Source organism: Kitasatospora sp. NPDC093550, from assembly GCF_044764985.1.
Lineage (GTDB): Bacteria > Actinomycetota > Actinomycetes > Streptomycetales > Streptomycetaceae > Kitasatospora.
Map to the genome: position 1 here is coordinate 294,592 of NZ_JBIWJF010000007.1, position 18,680 is coordinate 313,271.

22 protein-coding genes are annotated in these 18,680 nt (G+C 73.7%); 8 read left to right on the forward strand and 14 right to left on the reverse strand.

The features are described from left to right. Positions 1-216 precede the first annotated feature (216 nt). Both ACIRD3_RS14110 and ACIRD3_RS14115 read left to right on the forward strand, forming a co-directional pair. Positions 217-381 (forward strand): hypothetical protein, encoded by a 165-nt coding sequence (locus ACIRD3_RS14110; RefSeq protein WP_402215342.1) that lies wholly within the window; start codon positions 217-219, stop codon positions 379-381. Between the two features lie 105 nt (positions 382-486). Further along, positions 487-825: a hypothetical protein gene (locus tag ACIRD3_RS14115; RefSeq protein WP_402215345.1), complete on the forward strand. Its 339-nt coding sequence runs from the start codon at positions 487-489 to the stop codon at positions 823-825. A gap of 5 nt (positions 826-830) precedes the next feature. Here the strand turns inward: ACIRD3_RS14115 and ACIRD3_RS14120 are convergent, their stop codons facing one another. The 4 genes from ACIRD3_RS14120 to ACIRD3_RS14135 form a co-directional block, all read right to left on the reverse strand. Beyond that, positions 831-1,730, reverse strand: a complete 900-nt coding sequence (locus tag ACIRD3_RS14120) for a hypothetical protein (protein ID WP_402215348.1) — start codon at positions 1,728-1,730, stop codon at positions 831-833. Positions 1,731-1,759: 29 nt separating this feature from the next. After that, positions 1,760-2,098: a DUF427 domain-containing protein gene (locus ACIRD3_RS14125; protein WP_402215351.1), complete on the reverse strand. Its 339-nt coding sequence runs from the start codon at positions 2,096-2,098 to the stop codon at positions 1,760-1,762. A 37-nt stretch (positions 2,099-2,135) separates the two neighbouring features. Beyond that, a complete protein-coding gene (locus ACIRD3_RS14130; RefSeq protein ID WP_402215354.1) occupies positions 2,136-2,372 on the reverse strand; it encodes a DUF6296 family protein in 237 nt (78 codons plus the stop codon). Between the two features lie 89 nt (positions 2,373-2,461). After that, positions 2,462-2,698 carry a DUF2277 domain-containing protein gene (locus ACIRD3_RS14135; RefSeq protein WP_402215357.1) on the reverse strand — a complete coding sequence of 79 codons (237 nt, stop codon included), beginning with the start codon at positions 2,696-2,698 and terminating at the stop codon, positions 2,462-2,464. Positions 2,699-2,853: 155 nt separating this feature from the next. Between ACIRD3_RS14135 and ACIRD3_RS14140 the strand changes: the two genes are divergently transcribed. Continuing rightward, entirely contained in the window at positions 2,854-4,059 is a 1,206-nt protein-coding gene (locus tag ACIRD3_RS14140) for an MFS transporter (protein ID WP_402215360.1), read from the forward strand. Between the two features lie 43 nt (positions 4,060-4,102). Here ACIRD3_RS14140 and ACIRD3_RS14145 read toward each other — a convergent pair whose 3' ends face one another. Continuing rightward, on the reverse strand, positions 4,103-4,639 hold the full coding sequence (locus ACIRD3_RS14145) for a gamma carbonic anhydrase family protein (RefSeq protein WP_402215363.1): 537 nt from the start codon (positions 4,637-4,639) through the stop codon (positions 4,103-4,105). Positions 4,640-4,991: 352 nt separating this feature from the next. Next, positions 4,992-5,558: a DJ-1/PfpI family protein gene (locus ACIRD3_RS14150; RefSeq protein WP_402215366.1), complete on the reverse strand. Its 567-nt coding sequence runs from the start codon at positions 5,556-5,558 to the stop codon at positions 4,992-4,994. Positions 5,559-5,816: 258 nt separating this feature from the next. Between ACIRD3_RS14150 and ACIRD3_RS14155 the strand changes: the two genes are divergently transcribed. Continuing rightward, positions 5,817-6,365, forward strand: a complete 549-nt coding sequence (locus ACIRD3_RS14155; RefSeq protein WP_402215369.1) for an RBBP9/YdeN family alpha/beta hydrolase — start codon at positions 5,817-5,819, stop codon at positions 6,363-6,365. A gap of 18 nt (positions 6,366-6,383) precedes the next feature. Continuing rightward, positions 6,384-6,983: a hypothetical protein gene (locus ACIRD3_RS14160; protein WP_402215372.1), complete on the forward strand. Its 600-nt coding sequence runs from the start codon at positions 6,384-6,386 to the stop codon at positions 6,981-6,983. A 98-nt stretch (positions 6,984-7,081) separates the two neighbouring features. Here the strand turns inward: ACIRD3_RS14160 and ACIRD3_RS14165 are convergent, their stop codons facing one another. From ACIRD3_RS14165 to map, 5 genes are all read right to left on the reverse strand, one after another. After that, entirely contained in the window at positions 7,082-9,397 is a 2,316-nt protein-coding gene (locus ACIRD3_RS14165; protein WP_402215375.1) for a transglycosylase domain-containing protein, read from the reverse strand. A gap of 178 nt (positions 9,398-9,575) precedes the next feature. Continuing rightward, positions 9,576-11,090, reverse strand: a complete 1,515-nt coding sequence (locus ACIRD3_RS14170; protein ID WP_402215378.1) for an alpha/beta hydrolase — start codon at positions 11,088-11,090, stop codon at positions 9,576-9,578. Positions 11,091-11,292: 202 nt separating this feature from the next. Beyond that, the gene (locus ACIRD3_RS14175) at positions 11,293-11,718 is read right to left on the reverse strand and encodes an acyl-CoA thioesterase (protein ID WP_402215381.1); all 426 of its coding nucleotides are present in this window, start codon (positions 11,716-11,718) and stop codon (positions 11,293-11,295) included. 60 nt (positions 11,719-11,778) lie between these two features. Next, positions 11,779-12,474 carry an HAD-IA family hydrolase gene (locus ACIRD3_RS14180; protein WP_402215384.1) on the reverse strand — a complete coding sequence of 232 codons (696 nt, stop codon included), beginning with the start codon at positions 12,472-12,474 and terminating at the stop codon, positions 11,779-11,781. A 117-nt stretch (positions 12,475-12,591) separates the two neighbouring features. Beyond that, a complete protein-coding gene (gene map, locus ACIRD3_RS14185) occupies positions 12,592-13,359 on the reverse strand; it encodes a type I methionyl aminopeptidase (RefSeq protein ID WP_402215387.1) in 768 nt (255 codons plus the stop codon). 228 nt (positions 13,360-13,587) lie between these two features. Here map and ACIRD3_RS14190 point away from each other — a divergent pair, with 228 nt between their 5' ends. Both ACIRD3_RS14190 and ACIRD3_RS14195 read left to right on the forward strand, forming a co-directional pair. After that, positions 13,588-14,091: a hypothetical protein gene (locus ACIRD3_RS14190; RefSeq protein WP_402215390.1), complete on the forward strand. Its 504-nt coding sequence runs from the start codon at positions 13,588-13,590 to the stop codon at positions 14,089-14,091. Positions 14,092-14,130: 39 nt separating this feature from the next. After that, positions 14,131-14,409 (forward strand): helix-turn-helix domain-containing protein, encoded by a 279-nt coding sequence (locus tag ACIRD3_RS14195; RefSeq protein ID WP_402215393.1) that lies wholly within the window; start codon positions 14,131-14,133, stop codon positions 14,407-14,409. A gap of 83 nt (positions 14,410-14,492) precedes the next feature. Here the strand turns inward: ACIRD3_RS14195 and ACIRD3_RS14200 are convergent, their stop codons facing one another. Genes ACIRD3_RS14200 through ACIRD3_RS14210 form a run of 3 tightly spaced genes read right to left on the reverse strand, consistent with a single transcriptional unit; the run spans position 14,493 to position 17,753 of the window. Then, the gene (locus ACIRD3_RS14200; RefSeq protein ID WP_402215395.1) at positions 14,493-15,884 is read right to left on the reverse strand and encodes an ABC transporter substrate-binding protein; all 1,392 of its coding nucleotides are present in this window, start codon (positions 15,882-15,884) and stop codon (positions 14,493-14,495) included. A 49-nt stretch (positions 15,885-15,933) separates the two neighbouring features. After that, entirely contained in the window at positions 15,934-16,836 is a 903-nt protein-coding gene (locus ACIRD3_RS14205) for a carbohydrate ABC transporter permease (protein WP_402215398.1), read from the reverse strand. Beyond that, a complete protein-coding gene (locus ACIRD3_RS14210) occupies positions 16,833-17,753 on the reverse strand; it encodes a carbohydrate ABC transporter permease (protein WP_402215400.1) in 921 nt (306 codons plus the stop codon). The genes ACIRD3_RS14205 and ACIRD3_RS14210 overlap by 4 nt, the downstream gene beginning before the upstream one ends. A 205-nt stretch (positions 17,754-17,958) precedes the next feature. Between ACIRD3_RS14210 and ACIRD3_RS14215 the strand changes: the two genes are divergently transcribed. Then, a complete protein-coding gene (locus ACIRD3_RS14215; protein WP_402215403.1) occupies positions 17,959-18,645 on the forward strand; it encodes an SMI1/KNR4 family protein in 687 nt (228 codons plus the stop codon). Positions 18,646-18,680: the final 35 nt, after the last annotated feature.

The following is an 18,680-nucleotide window of genomic DNA, read 5'->3' on the forward strand; positions in this document are numbered from 1 at the left end:
TCGGCCGGTCAGGATCCGGGCGCGACCCGGGCAGCACCCGGCCGAGAACGGTCCGGCCCCGGGCGCGAACGGTCCGGATCCGGCGCGGGACCGCGGTTCACCGACCATCCGGCTGGCCTCGGCGCCGGGGCGGAGGCAGGCTTGAAGGGCGAAGGAGCCACCCGGCCCAGCCGCGCGCCCGGCGCCCCCGGGCCGGCCGAGGAGACGGAGCCAGCCATGACCGACATGAGCGAGCGGTTCGAGGTGAGCACCGACCGCGACGAGGACGTCCGCGCCGCCGATCCCGAGGAGGGCATCACCTCGATGCAGAACCTGCACGCGCAGGACACCTCCCAGGCGGAGGGCGACCCGATGCTGGACGAACCGGGCCGACTCGACTGACCGTCCGCCGTACCGAACTCGACCGCCCGGTGCCGACCGGGCGGTCGCCGCGACCGCAGGTGTCGCTGCCCGGACGGCGGCCCACCGGCAGGGGAGGATAGGCGCATGACCGAACACGACCAAGGCAATCGGCAGGCCCGGCCGCCCGCGGACCCGCGCGCGTCGTGGGCGACCTGGACCACCCAATCGATCATCAGCGGCCCCGGCGGGGTGACCACCACGGAGGTCGGACCGATCTCCGGCGACCTCACCGTCCACACCACCTGGGTGGACGGCGAGGCCCGGCTGACCGTCCAGTACACCGGTGCGCTGGACTGGTACACGGTCTCCGGCAGTCCGGTGCCGGCGGCCGACGAGATCACCGCACGGGCGATCCACCAGGCGATGGTGAACGCCGTCAAGGCGGGCCGGGGCGCGGGCGCCCCACCGGCGCCGTCGGTGTAGCCGGGCTACGCCCCGCCGTCCTCCGGCGGTGTCCCGCCCTTCGCCACCACCTCTCCCTCGACCGCCGGCGCGGCCGCGCCCCAGTAGGCGCGGTCCGCCGGCCGGCGGGAGCGCAGGTCCGTGCGGACCTCGTCGGCGAGCCGGCGGGTGTCGCGGCGGTTCATGGTGGCGCCGATGCCCGCGCCGACCAGCAACGGGATCACCGTGGGCAGGTGGCGCAGCGTGCTGCGGGTGAGCCGTCGGCGCACCTGCTGGCGCACCTCGGCGCCGATCGCCAGCGCGGCGAAACCGGCCGGCCGGACCAGCAGCGTCGCGTCGACCCCGCGGCGGTTGGCCCATGCCCCGAGGTAGGCGCCCGCCCGCTGGGTGACGGTGCCCTCGGCCGGGACGCCGTAGACCTCGTGCAGCTCGGCGATCAGCTTGATCTCCACGGCCGCGACCGCGAGCGTCTCGGCCGCGATCTCCGCCGGCATCGCGGGCGGCACCGGCATCATCGCCGCCGCGCCGACGCCCGCGCCGAGCGCGCCGGAGGCCCGGACGGCGCCCGTCACCAGCCGGTCGGCCAGCTCCTCGGGGAACGCCGCGTCCGGGTGCTGGGCCCGCAGGGCGGCGAGGTCGCGGACCGGGATCCGCGGCGCGGCCCGCACCAGCTGCTCGGCGAGGGCCTTGCCGCCGAACGCGGCGCCGCGGGCCGCTCCCCGGGCGGCGGCCAGTCCGCCGTTGCCCAGGACGCGGGCGGTCCGCAGCACGATGGCCCGGCCGCGGCCGCGCTGCTCGGCCTCGTACGCGGCGGCCGGCCCCGTGCCGACGGGCTGCTCGGCCTCCTCGACCAGTTCGGCGAGCTGCTCGCCCAGGTTCGGCTCGTCGGGCGGCGCGGGGCGTTTGGGTCTGCGGAAGACTGCCATGGGGAGCAGGTACCCCCCTGGCCCGAAGGCTACGCGGTGCCCGCCGCCGATTCGGTGACCTCGGCCTCGTCGGCGGCCTCCGCCGACTCGGTGACCTCCACGCCGCGCCAGAACGCCACCCGGCCGCGCACGTGCTCGGCGGCGGGCTCCGGGTCGGCGTAGAACCAGGCGGCGTCGGGGTTGGTCCGGCCGTCCACCTCCAGGCTGTAGTAGCCGGCGGTGCCCTTCCAGCCGCACACCGTGGTGGTTCCGGACGGCCGCAGGTACTCGGTGCGGACCGACTCGACCGGGAAGTAGTGGTTGCCCTCGACGACGACGGTGTCGGTGCTCTCGGCGATCACGACACCCTGCCAACTCGCTGTGGTCATGCGGTGATTGTGCCGCACCGGCCGGGAGGGCCGGGCGTCAGGGCAGCGGGTGGGCGTGGACCGGGAGGTTCGGGGTCTGGTGGCCGCCGCTGGCGAGCATCCGGACCTCGCCGGTGTCGCTGATCTCGGCCCGGACGATGCCGCTCTCGTCCTCGTACACCGGGTGGCCGCCCGGGCCGGTCGCGCTGGTACGGGTGACCACGACGACGTCCTGCGGGGCCTGGGTGCCCGGGGTACCGGGAAAGGTGAGGGCATAACGCGTGGCGGGGTTCATCACCGGTTCTGCTCCTACTCCGTGTCGTCGCTGTCGTGTCCTCGCTGTCGGCGGACACCGTCGGAGGGCACCGTCGGCGGACAGCGGAGCTACCCGGCGGCCTCGGCGGCCCGGGGGTGCGATCCGCGGACCTCCAGCTCGCCGAGCAGCCGGGCGGTGGCCTCGGCGACCGCCTCCACGGCCCGGTCGAAGGCCTCCCGGTTGTGCGCCGCCGGGGCACGGAAGCCGGAGACCTTGCGGACGTACTGCAGCGCGGCGGCGCGGAAGTCGTCCTCGTCGGCGTCGGGCGTCACCGGGGGTCGCAGCGTCTTGATGTTGCGGCACATGCCCCCAGTCTCGCGCGCGCAGGCCGGACTGGCGACCCCCGTTCGTCACACGCGCCTCATGAGGGCGTCATACGGCCGGATTAGGATGCCGGACGAACGAATTCGTCCGCCGCGCGCTCCCCCGGGTTCGTCGGCATCACCCCGGAGTCACCCCCTTGCCTCTCGCGCTGCTCGCGCTGGCCGTCACCGCGTTCGCCATCGGCACCACCGAGTTCGCCGCCATGGGGCTGCTCCCCCAGGTCGCCGACAGCCTCCACGTGTCCATCCCGCAGGCCGGCTGGCTGATCTCCGCGTACGCGCTGGGGGTGGTGATCGGCGCGCCGCTGCTCACCGCGCTGGCCGCCGGACGGCCGCGCAAGCCGGTGCTGGTGGCGCTGGCCGCGCTGTTCGCCACCGGCAACCTGCTGTGCGCGCTGGCGCCGGACTTCTGGACCCTGGCCGTCGCGCGGCTGGTCACCGGACTGCCGCACGGGGCCTTCTTCGGGGCGGGCGCGGTGGCCGCGGCCGAACTGGTGGCGCCGGACCGGCGGGCCCGGGCGGTGGCCGTGATGTTCTCCGGGCTGACCGTCGCCAACATCGTCGGCGTCCCGGCCGCCACCCTGCTCGGCCAGCACCTGGGCTGGCGGGCGACCATGCTGGTGGTCGTGCTGATCGCGGCCGCCGGCACGCTCGCCATCGGCAGGCTGGTGCCCGCGCTGCCCTCCCCCGCGCAGTCCGGGCTCCGACACGAGCTGAGGGCCTTCCGCAGCGGACAGCTGTGGCTGGCGCTGGCCACCGTGGTGTTCGGCTGCGGCGGCTTCTTCGCCTGCTACAGCTACATCGCGCCGCTGCTCACCGAGGTCTCCGGGTACGCCACCGGCTCGGTGACGCTGGTGCTGGCGCTGTTCGGGGTGGGGATGACGATCGGCAACGTGCTCGGCGGTTACGCCGCCGACCGGGCGCTGCGGCCGACCGTCTGCGCGGCCTTCCTCCTGCTCGCCGCCGTCCTGGCACTGTTCGCGCTGACCGCGCACGCCCGCTGGTCGGCGGCCGTGACGGTGGTGCTGATCGGGCTGTTCGGGTTCGCGATCGTTCCGGCGGTGCAGACGCTGGTGATGCGGAAGGCGCGCAGTGCGCCGACGCTGGCCTCGGCGACGGTGCAGGGCGCCTTCAACCTGGCCAACGCCCAGGGCGCCTACCTCGGCGGGCTGGCGCTGGACGCGGGGTTCGGGTGGACCTCGCCGACACTGGTGGGCGCGGGCCTGGCGGCCTGCGGTGCGCTGATCGCGGTGCTCGCCTGGGCGGGCGACCGGCGGCGGCCCGCGGTCGCGGTCGCGGTCGCGGAGCCGGCCGCCGCCGATGTGGTGATGACCGGCGCCTGAGCGACCGGCGCCCAGCTGACCGGCGCCCCCGGGTGACCGGCGCCTAGGCTCCCGGGAGGGGCTCGATGTCGCGGTGGGCGCCGGCGAGGAGCTGGTAGCCCTCGCCGTTGGCCTTGATGCCCGTCCGCTCCTCCTCACCGAGCTCCCGGCGGACCTTGGCCGGGACGCCCGCGACCAGGGAGCCGGGCGGGACGACCATGCCCTGCGGGACCACCGCGCCGGCCGCGACCAGCGAGCCGGCGCCGATCCGGGCGCCGTTCAGCACCGTGGCGTTCATCCCCACCAGGACGTCGTCCTCGACCGTGCAGCCGTGCAGCACCGCGTTGTGGCCGACCGAGATCCGCTCGCCGACCACCAGCGGGAAGCCGGGGTCGGCGTGCAGGGTGCAGTTGTCCTGGATGTTGCTGCCCGCACCGACGCTGATGGACTCGGCGTCGCCGCGCAGCACCGCCCCGTACCAGACGCTCGCGCCCGCGCCGACGGTGACGTCCCCGATCACGACGGCGTTCGGCGCGACGAAGGCGCTCGGGTCGACGGCGGGCACCTTGCCCCCGACTGCGGCGATCAGCGGCTCTGCCATGTCTCGTCCTCCTGGTGACGGTCGGCCGTACGGTCGTACGACCCGCCGGTCAGCGTAGGGGGTCGGTCGGGAGGGCCGGCGGCCCGGTTCCGGTGGGGGCGCCGGTGGGCTGGGGACCCGCGCGCCACGCCGACTGGGCGGCTGCCGACGCGGCCCAACCGGGTGGCGAAGGCGGGCGCCTGGCACCCTGCCGGGTGCCGGGCCGGCCGTCGTCGCGTCGTGGGCCGGAGTCCGACCCGGAACGAACCCGGAGATCGTCCCGGGGCCCTACCCCGGGACGGCCCCCGGGCGGTACCCCGAGACCACGCGGAGTACCGCCCGGGCCCACCGACGGCGGTGCGGTGGCGGTGCGTCAGGTGACCGGGGCGTGCTTGCGCAGGACCTCGAGGAAGGCGCGCAGCCAGGCCGGGTGGTCGGGCCAGGCACGGGCGGAGACGACCAGGCCGTCCACCACGGCCTCGCCCTCGACGAACTCGGCGCCCGCGGCCTTGATGTCCGGGGCCAGCGCCGGGTAGGCGGAGGTGCGGCGGCCGTCCAGGACGCCGGCGGCGGCGGTGATCAGCGGGCCGTGGCAGATCTGGGCGACGGGCTTGTCGCCGGTGAAGAAGTGCTGCGCGATCCGCTGCACGTCCGGGTCGTTGCGCAGGTACTCGGGGGCGCGGCCGCCGGGGATGACCAGGGCCACGTAGTCGGCCGGGTCGACGTCGGCGAGGGCGAGGTCGGCGGGCCAGGTGTAGCCGGGCTTCTCGGTGTAGGTGTCGTAGCCCTCGACGAAGTCGTGCACCACGAACTGCAGGCGCTTCTTGGTCGGGGCCGCGATGTCGACCTGGTAGCCCTCCTCGCGCAGCCGCTGGTACGGGTAGAACACCTCCAGTGACTCGGCGGCGTCCCCGGTGACGAGCAGGATCTTCGGTGCCATCGTCGACATCCCTCCACATGATCGAACGTCAGGTCCCTGACGGACGAAGCGCGGTGGCGTCCGCCCCGGGCCCGGTCCAACCTCCCGCACCCGTCGCGCCCTTGGCAACAGGGCGCACCGGGCGCGCGGCGGCGCATCCGGAGGTGCGCGCGCTGGTTGCGAGGGGTGCGCGCCGGGTGGACCGCCCGGCTGCGGTGCCGGGCGGCCCGCGGCCTAGACTCCTGCTGCCCACGACCGACCGCCCTCCCGGAGGAGCCCATGCCGGACCGCACCACCTACCTCGTCCTGCCCGGTTACCAGAACTCGGGCCCCGAGCACTGGCAGAGCCGTTGGGAGGCCGCCGAGCCGGAGTCCTTCCGCCGGGTCCGGCAGGCGGACTGGGACCACCCGGACCGGGCGGACTGGGTGGCCCGGGTGGACGCGGCGGTGGCCGAGGCCGCGGCCGACGGCCCGGTGGTGCTGGTCGCCCACAGCCTGGGGTGCGTCACCGCGGCCCGCTGGGTGGCCGGCGCGTCCGCCGCGCGGACCGCCGCCGTCCGCGGCGCGCTGCTGGTCGCCCCGGCCGACGTCGACACCGCCGAGGTGCCGGAGTTGACGGGCTTCCGCCCGGTGGCGCTGGAGCCGTTCCCGTTCCCGACCGTGGTGGTCTCCTCCACCGACGACCCGTGGGTCTCCCCCGAGCGGGCCCGCGCCTTCGCCGCGGCCTGGGGCGCCCGGTACGTCGAGCCGGGCGCGTACGGGCACCTCAACTCCGAGTCCGGGCTCGGGGACTGGCCGGAGGGCCGGAAACTGCTCGCCGAGCTCTGACACCGTCAAGGGGGGACGATGGACAAGCGCACGTCCCGGACCAGGCGCGCCCTGGTCCGGTTGCTGGCGGTCTGCGGAGTGGCCGCCGTACTGCTGTACACCGAGGGGCAGTGGGAGAGCCGCTCGGGCGGCCGGATGCTGGTCGCCGACCTGCTCAACCGGCCCGAGCTGCTGCTCGGCGCGGCGCTGGCCGCGCTGATCGCGGCCGCCTGGCTGGGCGACCTGCGCGCCGCCGCCCTGCGGACGGCGACCCGGACGGTCACGGTGACCGCCGGGGTGGTGTTCCTGCTCGGCGTGCTGGCCGCGCACAAGGTCTCGGCGGCCGAGACCCGCAGCCGGGAGACCGCGCCGGCCGGGGCGGAGCGCTCGCTGGTGGTGGTGCACCGCTCGTACGCCGACGGGCCGGCCCCGGACGAGCGCTGGCAGGTGTTCCTGGAAGCCGGCGAGGGCTGGGAGGCGCGCCGCTGGTCGCTGGCCGACATCGGCGGGGGCCCGGACGACACCCGGCTGGTGGAGGCGAGCTGGACCGGCCGGTCCCAGATCACCGTGGTGACCGACTCCTACCGGCGGGTGTTCAACCTCGACCAGGACAGCGGCGAGCCGGTCGAGGCGCGGTAGGGGTCGCACGGTCGGTCACAGCATGCCGCCGCCGTCCGCCGACGCGCCGCGGCCCCGCCCGAGGCCGGGGACTCGGACGGGGCCTCGCGCAGGACCGGCTAACGGTCCTCGGGGTCGGACGGGGTGAACGGGCTGGACGGGGCCGACGGGGCGGAGCGGCCCTGGTCGGTGCCGCGCGGCTTCCCGGTGGTGCCCGGGCCGCCGGTGGCGGGGGCGCCGGTGCAGGTGACGGAGCTCGGCGAGCCGTTGGAGGTGGTGCAGTTGCCGTCGCGCTTGGGCGGGTCGGGGATGTAGACGGTGGTGAAGTCCTGCTCCGGCATGTCCCGGACCGCGTCGCTCATCGCCTTCTGCCAGATCGGCCCCGGACCGGTCGCGCCGAACACCTCGGCCTGGTACTTGCCGCCGATCCGGATGTTGCGCATCGGCACCTTGGTGCCCGGGCTGCCCAGCCAGACCGAGCCGGCCAGGTTGCCGGTGTAGCCGGTGAACCAGGCCGACTTCTTCTCGTCCGTGGTACCGGTCTTGCCCGCGATCCGGCGGCCGTCGTCCAGGCCGAGGTCCCGCGCGGTGCCGCCCTTCTCGGTCACCCCGAGCAGCACGCTGTTGATCACGTCGGCGGTGTCCTCGGACATCACCCGGCCGCACTGGGCCTGCGGCACCGGCACGTCCTTGCCGTCCACCGTGGTGATCCGGTTGATCGCCAGCGGCGCGCAGTAGCTGCCCCGGGCGGCGAAGGTCGCGTACACGTTGGCCATGGTCAGCGGGCTGACCTCCTGGGTTCCGAGGCCGAGCGCCGGCACCTCCTGCAGCGGCGAGCCGTCCGCCTTGCCGGCCACGCCGAGCTTGTTGGCCATCTGCTTGACGGCGCAGAGCCCGATCTCCTGCTCCATCTGCACGAAGTAGGTGTTGACCGAGAGCGCCATGGCCTGCTTGAGCTCGTACGGCCCCTTCTCGGACTCGGACTCGTTGGGGATCGTCCCCTCCTTCTTGCCCTTGCTGAGGTTCTTCCAGGTGCCGTCGCAGGTCTTCATCGTCGGCCAGTCCATCCGGTTCGGCGAGTCGTACCGCTGGGTCGACGACAGGCCGGCCTCCAGGGCGGCGGCGGCCACGATCGGCTTGAAGTTGGAGCCGGGCTGGAAGCCGATGCCCCCGCCCATCGCCGCGTCCACGTTGTAGTTGACGACGGTCTCGTTCTTCTCCTTCTCCAGGCCGTACGGGCGGGTCTGCGCCATCGCCAGGATCTTGCCGGTGCCCGGCTCGACCATCGTCATCGCGGCCGAGACCGGGTCGGTGACGAACACCTTGGTGGAGACGGCGTTCTGGGCGGCGGCCTGCTTGTCCGGGTCCAGCGTGGTGGAGATGTTCAGACCGCCGGTGTCCCACAGCTTCTTGCGCTCGGCCGCGCTCTTGCCGAACGCCGGGTCCTGCTTGACGACGTGGCGCACGTAGTCGCAGAAGAAGCCCATGCCGGCCTTGGCGGTGATGCAGCCGTTCTGCGGGTCCTTGTAGGCGAGGCCCAGCGGGGCGGCCTTCGCCTCCCTGGCCTGGTCGGCGGTGATGTGCTTGTTCTCCACCATCTTGTCGATGACGGTGTCCCGGCGCTTCTGGGCGGCCACCGGGTGCAGCTTCGGGTCGTACTGGGACGGGTTCTGCACCAGGCCGGCCAGCATCGCCGACTCGGGCAGGGTCAGGTCCTTGGCGTCCTTGCTGAAGTAGCGCTGAGCAGCGGCCTGGATGCCGTACGCCTGGTGGCCGTAGAAGGTGATGTTCAGGTAGTTGGTGAGGATCTGTTCCTTGGTCAGGTCCTCCTCCAGCTTGATGGCGTACCGGAGTTCCTGGATCTTGCGGCCGAGCGTCTTGCGCTGCGCCTCGCGGACCGCCTCCGGGTCGTCCCCGGCCTTCTCCACGTTGACGTTCTTCACGTACTGCTGGGTCAGGGTGGAGGCGCCCTGGACGGTGGCGCCGCTCTCGGCGTTCTTGGTGACGGCCCGCAGGACGCCCTTGAGGTCCACCGCGCCGTGCTCGTAGAACCGGGCGTCCTCGATGTCCACCTGCGCCTGGCGCATCAGCGGGGACATCTGGTCGGCGGTCAGCACGGTGCGGTCGCGCTCGTAGACCTTGGCGATCAACCCGCCCTTGGCGTCGAAGATCTGGGTGGCCTGGGTCAGCGGCGGGGTCTTGAAGTCGTCGGGGATGCTCTCGAAGCCCTCGGCGCCGCTCTTGGCCCCCAGCCCCACCGCGCCGGCCGCCGGGAGGATCAGGCCCGCCAGCAGCACGCCGCCGAGGGCGCTGGCGCCGAGGAACGTGGCCGCGTGGCCCAGGATTCCGAGCGGGGTCTCACGGCGCCTCGGGCGCGGCACCCACGTGTCGCCCGGGTTCGGGGCGGGTATGCGGCGGCGACTCTTCGGTGACATAGTTCGAACATTAAGGCCGTGCACGGCCCTTGTGGGACGGGTGTCGGCGAAGGATTGTCACAAAACCGCGACAGATTCGACTCATTCGCGAGGGCCGAACGGACGTGCACGCAGGGACAAGGGCCGTTCGTCCACGGCCCGTTGGCCCCACGTGCCACCCCACCGCACTGACCTGCGGTCACTGGGCGGGGCAGGACACGTCCTCGGCGGGGCGCCGGCCCGTCAGCAGGAAGTCCGTCACCGCCGCGTCGCCGCAGGCGTTCCCGTGGGCGACGTACACGTCGTGACCGCCGGAGTCCACCGTCACCATCCGGGCCCGGTCCCCGAACGCCGCCCGCAGCTTGAGCGCGCCCGCGTACGGGGTGGCGGGGTCGCGCAGGTTCTGGGCCAGCAGGACGTTCGCCGGGCCCCGGCCGGTCACCCGCACCGGCGGCTCGGCAGGCGCGAACGGCCAGAAGGCGCACGGCATCACGTTCACCGGCATGCCCGCGGTGAGCGGGTGGGTGGCGCGCTCGGCGGCCACGTCCTTGGCGTACGCGGCCGGGTCGGTGGGCCAACCGACGTCGTTGCACAGGGTGCCGACCGAGACGGCGATGGTGTTCTGCACGGACTGCACCGCCTGCTCGGGCAGCACCGCCGGGGCGGGCAGCGGACGGCGGCCGAGGCCGGCCAGCATCAGCCGGGCCAGGTCGGGGAACCGGGCGTCCGCGTACAGGCTCTGCAGCATGGTCTCGCGCAGCACGTTCCCGTTCAGCTCCGCCGGGTCGGCGCCGGGCCAGGGCAGCGGCGCCCGGTCCAGCCGGGCGGCGAGGTCGAGGAAGAGCGGCCGGACCTCCTCGGGAGTGTCCGCGACCCGGTCCGGGTTGCCGGGCGACGCGGCCCACTTCGCGAAGTCCGGGAAGCGGTCCTCGGCGCCCCGGCCGAAGGCGGCCAGCCAGCCGCGCCCCACCCGGGTCGGGTCCGGGTCGTCGTTGCTGTCCAGCACGATCCGGTCGGTCCGCTGCGGGAACAGGGTGGCGTAGACGGCGCCCGCGTAGGTGCCGTACGAGGTGCCCCAGGCGGAGAGCCGGCGCTCGCCGAGGGCCCGGCGGATGCTGTCGATGTCGCGCGCCTCGTTCGCGGTGGAGATGCTGCGCAGCACCGGACCGCCGTTGCGGGCGCAGGTCTCGGCGACCCGGCGCTCGTAGGCGACGTTCGCATCGATCGAGCCGTCCGCGGCGGGCCAGGGGCGCAGCTTGACCATCGCCAGGTCGGAGCGGTCGAGCTCGCAGCTGACCGGGGTGGAGCGGCCGACGCCGCGCGGGTCGAAGCCGACCAGGTCGAAGCGGTCCAGGACGGACTGCGGGAGGCGCTTGGCCGCGCTGCTGGGGACGTTCAGACCGGAACCGCCCGGGCCGCCCGGGATGGTCAGCAGGACGCCGTGGCGCCGGCCCGGCTGGGCGGCGGGGATGCGGGAGATCGCGAGGGTGATCCGCTCGCCCTGAGGGACCCGGTAGTCCAGCGGGACGGTGACGGTGGCGCACTGCTGGCGCGGGTCCGCCTGCCCCTGGCAGGCCGACCAGGTGAGACGGTCCTTGCCCGGGTTCGGGGCGCCGGCGGCGTCGGTATCGGCGACGGCGGGCAGGGCGGTCAGTGCGGTGACGGCGAGGGCGGCGGCCGCGGCGGCGGCGAGGGCGGTCGTGTTCTTCGGCATGCCCAAGAGTCTGCTGCGCCGGGGAACTTGATCCCATCCGGACAGCGGGCGGGTCCGGGGTGGGGAAATCCCCCGCCCGCCGGGTGGAGGCCGCAGCCGGGTGCGGCCTCCGGCGGTCGGGGTGTCAACGGTGGTGTCGGGTACGGCGCAAGGGCCGTGCCGGGCACGGCGGACGTGGCGTGCCCGGTACGGCGGCGGGGTGTCAGAGTCCGAGCAGGCCCGGATCGGCGGCGAGGGCGCGCAGCGGCTCGCGCGGATCGGCGACCAGCCGGCGCTCGGCCAGGTCGAGGATGCCGCCGACGCCGGTGACCTCGGCGGCCAGCACGCCGTCCTCGCGGATCAGCCGCTGCACCACCTGGAAGGTCTTGCCGTCCCGCCAGGTGAACGAGCAGCTGACGTCCACCGAGTCCCCCGCCCGCAGCTCCCGCAGGTACTTGACGGTGGTCTCCAGGACGACCGGGCCCACGCCCTTGGCCACCAGATCGGCCTGGCGGATCCCGGCCGCGTGCAGGTACTCCCAGCGGGCGTGCTCGGCGTACTGGAGGTACACCGACTGGTTGAGGTGGCCCTGGCTGTCGGTCTCGTACCCGCGGACGGTGATGCGGGTGGTGAAGTCCTGATCGGTCATGCCCGCACGCTACTCCTAGCGGCGGGGCGCCACCTCGTGTCCTGCGTCACCCCGGACACGTCAACCCGGCAGCACCGCCAGCAGCGGCGTCAGGGCGTCCGGGCGCTCGTCGACGGGCAGGTGCTCGACGGGGTGGAAGCGGCAGCCGAGCGCGGTCGCACCGCCGTCGCAGGTCCGGTCGTCACCGACCATCAGGACGTCGGCCGGGGCCAGGCCGAGCCGGGCGCAGGCGGTCTCGAAGATCGCCGGGTCCGGCTTCTGGGCGCCGACCTCGTAGGAGAGGACGTAGCTGTCGACCAGCTCGTCCAGGCCGTGGGCGCGGAAGACCGGCCGCGGGTCCCAGCCGATGTTGCTCACCACGGCCACCGGGACGCCCCGGCGGCGCAGCTCGCGCAGCACGGGGGCGGCGTCCGGGTAGGGGCGCCAACTCGTGGGCGCCGTGTGGGCGTCGTAGAGGGCGTCCACGTCGAGGGCGGCGGGCGGAGCGGCGGCGCGGGTCAGCGCGGTGTACGCGGAGCGGTGCAGCTCGGGGGTCAAGTCCCGGGTGCCCCAGGCCTGCTGGGCACCGGCCGGGATCCGGCGCGGCGGCACACCACCGGGCAGTGCGCCGAACTCCTCCAGCCGGCCGACCAGTTCGGCCTGCTCCCGGGGGGACAGGCCGAGGTCGGCGCCGGCGGCGAAGGCGGCCAGCCACTCGGCGGTGGAGACCACCCGGAAGAGGGTGCCGGAGAAATCGAACATCACGCCCTTGGTCATGGCCCCGAGCCTAGCCGTGAGTTCGTCCCGGCGCAGGGGCACTCAGCGGAGGGGCACTCGGCGCAACGGCGCTCACCGCAGAGGTACTCATCGCAGAGGTGTTCGGCGCAGCGGCGCTCAGCGCAGGGTGAGGATGCGCGGGCCGTCCTCGGTGATGGCGACGGTGTGCTCGATGTGGGCGGCGCGGGTGCCGTCGACGGTGCGCAGGGTCCAGCCGTCCGGGTCGGTGCTGTAGTCGTCCCGGCCGCCGGCGGTGAGCATCGGCTCGATGGCCAGGACCAGGCCCGGGCGCAGCGGGTAACCCCGGCCCGGGCGGCCGGTGTTGGAGACGTGCGGGTCCTCGTGCATCCGGCGGCCGATGCCGTGTCCGCCGAAGCCCTCCGGCGTGCCGTACCGCCCGGCGCGGACGACCCGGCCGATGGCGTGGGAGATGTCGCCGGTCCGGTTGCCGGCCAGGGCGGCGGCGATGCCGGCGTCCAGGGCGCGCTGGGTGGCGTCGATCAGGGCGGTGTCCTCGGGCCGGGCGGTGCCGACGGTGAAGCTCACGGCGGCGTCCCCGGCCCACCCGTCCAGCACGGCGCCGCAGTCGATGCTCACCAGGTCGCCGTCGCGCAGCCGGTAGCCGTCCGGGATGCCGTGCACGACGGCGTCGTTGACCGAGGCGCAGATGACGGCCGGGAAGGGGACGGGCGCGAAGGACGGCCGGTAGCCGAGGAACGGCGAGCTCGCCCCGGCGGCGTCCAGGACGCCCCGCGCCACCTCGTCCAGCTCGGCCAGGCGGACGCCGACCGCCGCCGTCTCCCGTACGGCGGCGAGTGCGTCCGCCACCACCCGCCCGGCCTCACGCATCGCGTCGAGGGCGGCGTCCGACTTGAGTTCGACCACGGTGCACCACTCCCCCGGGGACCACTCCCCATGGATCCAATTCTTATACCGGTATTTGTATCACGGTCGATGGGGGACGGACGCCACCAGGTCGCACGCGAAGGGGGGCGATGGCGGCGGCGGTCCACCGGCTGCGGACCGCTCACCAGGGAAGATGTGGCGCTCGGCGGTCCCGCGATCCGCTAGTGTTCGCGGCGCACTCAGATGATCTGACCATGAGGAATACACGTGACAACCCCGCCGACCGCTCCCGTCGACGCGACCCCGAACCCCGCCGAGAACCCGGCCGAGCACCCCGCAGCACCGCTCGCCCAGGAGGCCTGGGGTGCCGGGCAGCCCGTCCCGGCCGAGCCCTCGCGGTTCCGCAAGATCGCCCGCCGCGTCGGAGGACCGCTCCTCCTGGTCGCGCTGATCACCGGCGGTCTGGTCATCGCCGGGCAGGCCGGCAAGTCCGAGCCGGCGGCCGCCGAGGCCGGTAGCTGCGTGCACGACCTCGGCCACGGCTCCAAGCCGAAGATGGAGCTCGTGGACTGCACCAAGCCCAACGCCGACTTCAAGGTCACCAAGGTCGTCCACAGCGGCGACGCCAAGCACGCCTGCGACACGGAGCCGGAGGAGGTCTTCGGCTCGTACAGCGAGGAGCGCCGGAGCAGCATCGTCATCCTCTGCCTGGCCCTGAACCAGCAGCGGCCCGGCGGCCCGGCCAGCCTCCCCAGCTGGCCCGAGCAGTAGGCCGCGGCACGGCTGTAGCGGGGCCGTAGACTCTGCGGCATGGTGAGGACTCCGCTGACCCCGTGGGAGCGCGAGCGCGGCGAGCGCTTCGGGGCGCTGCTGCGGGAGGCGCGTGGCGAGCGCAGCATGGTCGAGGTGGCGGCGGTGGCCGGTGTGTCGGCGGAGACGCTGCGCAAGATCGAGACCGGACGGGCGCCCACGCCGTCCTTCTTCACCATCGCCGCGCTCGCCTTCGCGCTGGACCTGTCGCTGGACGAGCTGGCCGCCGCCTGCGCGCCGTCGGAGGACGGCGAGCAGGGCGAGGCGCTCTCGGCCTGACGCGGCCCGGCGCGACGCGCGACGGCCCGCCCGGTGCCTGCTGCACCGGGCGGGCCGTCCGCGCTCCTTCGGGGCCGGCCGGCTCAGCCGACCGAGCTGTTGTAGCTCTCGATCGCCGGCTGGAGCTCCTTGGCCGCGTCGGCGAGCGCCTGCTGGGCCGGCTTGCTGCCGGAGACGGTCTGCTCGATCGCCGTCTCCACGCCCTTGCGGGCCTGCGGCATCACGCCGAGCAGGCAGCCGGCGGTGGCCGGGGTGGGCTTGGTCGCCTTCAGCTGGTCGATCGCGGTCTGGAACTGCGGGTACTTGGCCACCCACTCCTTGTCCTTGGGGTCGTCCAGGGACTTCCTGTTGACCGGGAAGTAGCCGGTGCCGGTGTGCCAGGTGGCCTGCTGCTCGGGGGCCGTCACGAACTTCTCGAACTCCCAGGCGGCGCGCTTCTCGGCGTCCGAGTGGCCGGGGCCGCTGATCCACAGCGAGGCGCCGCCGATCACCGGACCGCCCTGGTCGCCGGCGGTGACCTTGGGGAAGGCCGCCGTACCGACGCCGAACTTCGCCGCCTCGGTGTAGCCGCGCAGCACACCGGTGGACTCCAGGTGCATCGCGACCGTACCGGCCTTGAAGGCGGCCTGGGCGTCGTCGGTGGTGCGGCCGGTGTTGGCCGCGTAGCCGCCCTTGACCAGGTCGGCCCACCACTGGACGATCCGGGCGCCCTGGGCGGAGTCGAACACGACCTTGCCGGCCTTGTTGCTGCGGCCGTTGTCGTTGTCGCAGTACATGGCACCGGACTCGGCCAGCAGCTGCTCGACGAACCAGCCGTAGATGGCGGCGCCGAAGCCGTAGCGGACGGTCTTGCCGTCGGCGTCCTTCTTGGTCAGCTTCTTCGCCAGCTCGCCCAGCTCGTCGAGGTCCTTGGGCGCCTGCGCGGGGTCGAGGCCGGCCTCCTTGAACGCGTCGGTGTTCAGGTAGAGCAGCGGCATCGAGGAGTTGAACGGCATCGACTGGAGCTTGCCGCCGACCGAGTAGTAGTTGCGGATGTTGGCGTCCAGGTCGTCCAGCGCGTAGCCGTCCTTGTCGGCGAAGGCCTGGGCGGGGATGGTCTGCTTGGAGTCGATCATGAACCGGGTGCCGATGTCGTAGACCTGCACCAGGGCGGGGGTCCCCTTCTGCTGCACCGCGGCCTTGTACTTGGTGACCAGCTCGTCGTACTTGCCCTGGAACTGCGCCTTGACCTCGATCTTGCCCTGGTGCGCGGCGTTGAACCGGTCGACCAGCCCGGTGAGCACCTCGGCGTTCTTGCCGGTCATCGAGTGCCAGAACTCGACGCCGGTGACGCCGGAGGCCTGGTCGAGCGCCTGGGCGCCCGGCGCGGCGGCGTCACCGGAGCCGCCGGAGCCGGAGTCACCGGAGGAGCTGCAGGCGGTCAGGGACAGGCCGGCCACCAGCAGGGCCGCGAGCGCGCGTGCACTCTTCTTCACGGGGGTTCTCTCTCTGGTCGGAGGGGACGGACGTGGACGGTACGGGCGGTCAGCGCACCGCGCCCGCGGTGAGGCCGCGGACGATGAAGCGCTGGCCGAAGACCACCAGGGCGAGGGTGGGCAGCAGGGAGAGCACGACGCCGGCCAGGATCAGCCCGGGGTCGGCCATTTCGGAGTCGCGCAGCGAGGTGAGACCGATCTGCAGGGTCTGCATGTTCGCCGTGCGGGTGATGATCAGCGGCCAGAAGTACTGGTTCCAGGCGGACAGGAAGACGTAGATCGACAGTGCCGCCAACGCCGGCTTGTTGAGCGGGACGACGATCCGCCACAGGAAGCGCCAGTGGCCGGCGCCGTCGATCCGGGCGGCGTCGCGCAGTTCGCCGGGCAGCTGGCGGAAGGCCTGGCGCAGCATGAAGGTGCCGAACCCGGAGGCGAGGAAGGGCAGCACCAGGCCGAAGTAGGTGTTGCCGAGTCCCCAGCCGGACAGCGTCAGGTAGTTGGGGATGATGATGGCCTCCCAGGGGACCATCAGCGTCGCCAGGAACACCCCGAACACCGCCGCCCGCGCCTTCAGCGGCAGGAAGACGAAGGCGTACGCGGCGAGGACCGAGGTGAACAGCTGGGCGAGGGTGATGGCGGTCGCCACGATCGCCGAGTTGGCGTACTGGCGGGCCAGCGGGATCGCGTCCACCGCGCCGGAGAAGTTCCGCCCGGTGACCGAGTGCGGCACCAGCGCGGGCGGGTAGGAGGACAGTTCGGACGGGCCCATGAAGGCACCGGCGACGGCGTAGTACACCGGGAAGGCCACGGTGACGACGGCGACGGCGAGCAGCAGGTGGACGGCGGCGCGGCCGAGCAGGTCGCGCGGGGCGCGCCCGGCGAGGGCGCCGGTGCGCGGGCGGGGCGCCTTCGACGCCTCGGGCGCCTCGGCTTCGGTGGCGATGCCGGTCATGCGTAGTGCACCTTCCGCTCCAGGACGCCGAACTGGACGGCCGTGCAGGCGAGGACGACCACGAGCAGCACCACGGCCTGGGCGCTCGCGGTGCCGAAGTCGCTGGAGCCGTAGGCGAAGGCCTTCTCGTAGACGGAGTAGACGAGGGTCCGGGTGGAGCCGTCCGGCCCGCCCTTGGTGAGGATGTGGATCTGGCCGAAGCTCTGCAGCGCGTGGACGGTGGAGACGACGGTCAGGAAGAACAGGTGGGGGCCGAGCATCGGGACGGTGATGGACCGGGCCAGCCGCAGGCCGGAGGCGCCGTCGATCCGGGCCGCCTCGACGACCTCGCCCGGGATCGAGCCGATGCCGGCCGAGAGCACCAGGACGTTGTAGCCGAGGTTCATCCAGACCGTGGTGACGGCCACCGAGACCAGGGCGTAGCGGGAGTCGGTCAGCCAGCCGATCGGGCCGAGGCCGACGTGCGAGAGCAGGCCGTTGAGCACGCCGCTGGCGGGGTTGAAGAACACCGCGAAGACCACCGAGGCACTGGCCACCGAGAAGGCGAAGGGCAGCGCGAAGGCGGAGCGCAGCAGCCGCACGCCCCGGATCCGGTTCTCCAGGAGCAGCACCAGCCCCAGCGCGCCGAGCACCCCGGGCACCACGGTGAGCAGCGTGAACAGCGCGGTGGTGACGAGGGTGCGGCGGAAGTCCGCCGAGGCCAGCAGGTCGGTGTAGTGCTTCGTCCCGACGTAGCGGGAGGGCGCGCCGAAGAGGTCGTTGGCGTGGCCGCTCAGGTAGACGGTCCGGCCCAGCGGGTAGCCGATGAAGAGGACGAAGACCACCAGGGAGGGCAGCAGGAAGGCCCAGGCGAGCCCGTGTTCGCCCCAGCGGCTTCGGCGGCCCGCCCGGGGCGCGGTGTGCGGTGCGGTCGGCATGCGGTGCGCGTCCGCCTTTCGTGATGTCGGTTCCGGCCGAAACCGTGTCCTGCCCACACGACGCGGCGGGAACCCCGCAGTGATCAACCGGTGTCCCCGGGATTACGCGTTCGCGTCAGATTCGGCCGGTCGTGCCGGGACGGGCTCCCGGCCCGGCCGTTGAGCGCTCCGGGGCGTTGTCGGAGGGGTGCCGTACGGTGCGCGGGTGGACGAAACGGAATTCGACATACGGGCCGCAATGGCCGAAAGTGAGCGTGACCGCGCGGGGTCCTGGGCACTCGTCGGAGGCTTCGCCGCGTACTGGGGCGAGCCGCTGGGGCCGGACGACGGCTTCCCCGCGGCCGAACTCGACGCCGCCGAGCGGCGACTGGGCCTGCGGCTGCCGGCGGCGCTGCGCGAGGCGTACCGGCTGTTCGGCCGGCGGGCGGACCTGACGAGCAACCACGACGTGCTGCTGACGCCGGACGAGCTGTTCGTGCTGGACGGCGCGCTGGTGTACCGCACGGAGAACCAGGGCTGCGCGCACTGGGGCGTGCTGCTCGGCGGGCTGGAGCAGGAGGACCCGCCGACGGTGATGCGGCTGGACCTCGCGGACAAGGCGCAGGAGTGCTGGGAGCCCTGGGAGGAGCGCTTCTCGACCGCGGCCGCGGTGATGGCGATGACGGAGAAGCTGCTGGAGGACCACGAGCTGACCGACTTCGTCGAGTCGGAGGACCGGCTGCCGGACGGCTTCGAGGAGTTGCCCGCGCTGGGCCGCGGCTGCCGCTGGTACCGGGGGCCGGAGGTGCTGGTCTCGGTGGTCGAGGACGCGTGGATGACGGCCCGGGCACGCACCCCGCAGGCGCTCGCGGCGCTCTACGAGGCGGTGCCCGGGGACTGGCTGGGCGAGTAGCGGCCCGAGCCGGGCCGGCCGGTGGGGCGGGATCG

Coding starts and splice junctions, on each gene's coding strand:
- ACIRD3_RS14110 (WP_402215342.1), top strand. CDS start 217: ATGACCGACATGAGCGAGCGGTTCGAGGTGAGCACCGACCGCGACGAG.
- ACIRD3_RS14115 (WP_402215345.1), top strand. CDS start 487: ATGACCGAACACGACCAAGGCAATCGGCAGGCCCGGCCGCCCGCGGAC.
- ACIRD3_RS14120 (WP_402215348.1), bottom strand. CDS start 1,730: ATGGCAGTCTTCCGCAGACCCAAACGCCCCGCGCCGCCCGACGAGCCG.
- ACIRD3_RS14125 (WP_402215351.1), bottom strand. CDS start 2,098: ATGACCACAGCGAGTTGGCAGGGTGTCGTGATCGCCGAGAGCACCGAC.
- ACIRD3_RS14130 (WP_402215354.1), bottom strand. CDS start 2,372: ATGAACCCCGCCACGCGTTATGCCCTCACCTTTCCCGGTACCCCGGGC.
- ACIRD3_RS14135 (WP_402215357.1), bottom strand. CDS start 2,698: ATGTGCCGCAACATCAAGACGCTGCGACCCCCGGTGACGCCCGACGCC.
- ACIRD3_RS14145 (WP_402215363.1), bottom strand. CDS start 4,639: ATGGCAGAGCCGCTGATCGCCGCAGTCGGGGGCAAGGTGCCCGCCGTC.
- ACIRD3_RS14150 (WP_402215366.1), bottom strand. CDS start 5,558: ATGGCACCGAAGATCCTGCTCGTCACCGGGGACGCCGCCGAGTCACTG.
- ACIRD3_RS14155 (WP_402215369.1), top strand. CDS start 5,817: ATGCCGGACCGCACCACCTACCTCGTCCTGCCCGGTTACCAGAACTCG.
- ACIRD3_RS14160 (WP_402215372.1), top strand. CDS start 6,384: ATGGACAAGCGCACGTCCCGGACCAGGCGCGCCCTGGTCCGGTTGCTG.
- ACIRD3_RS14165 (WP_402215375.1), bottom strand. CDS start 9,397: ATGTCACCGAAGAGTCGCCGCCGCATACCCGCCCCGAACCCGGGCGAC.
- ACIRD3_RS14170 (WP_402215378.1), bottom strand. CDS start 11,090: ATGCCGAAGAACACGACCGCCCTCGCCGCCGCCGCGGCCGCCGCCCTC.
- ACIRD3_RS14175 (WP_402215381.1), bottom strand. CDS start 11,718: ATGACCGATCAGGACTTCACCACCCGCATCACCGTCCGCGGGTACGAG.
- ACIRD3_RS14180 (WP_402215384.1), bottom strand. CDS start 12,474: ATGACCAAGGGCGTGATGTTCGATTTCTCCGGCACCCTCTTCCGGGTG.
- ACIRD3_RS14195 (WP_402215393.1), top strand. CDS start 14,131: ATGGTGAGGACTCCGCTGACCCCGTGGGAGCGCGAGCGCGGCGAGCGC.
- ACIRD3_RS14205 (WP_402215398.1), bottom strand. CDS start 16,836: ATGACCGGCATCGCCACCGAAGCCGAGGCGCCCGAGGCGTCGAAGGCG.
- ACIRD3_RS14210 (WP_402215400.1), bottom strand. CDS start 17,753: ATGCCGACCGCACCGCACACCGCGCCCCGGGCGGGCCGCCGAAGCCGC.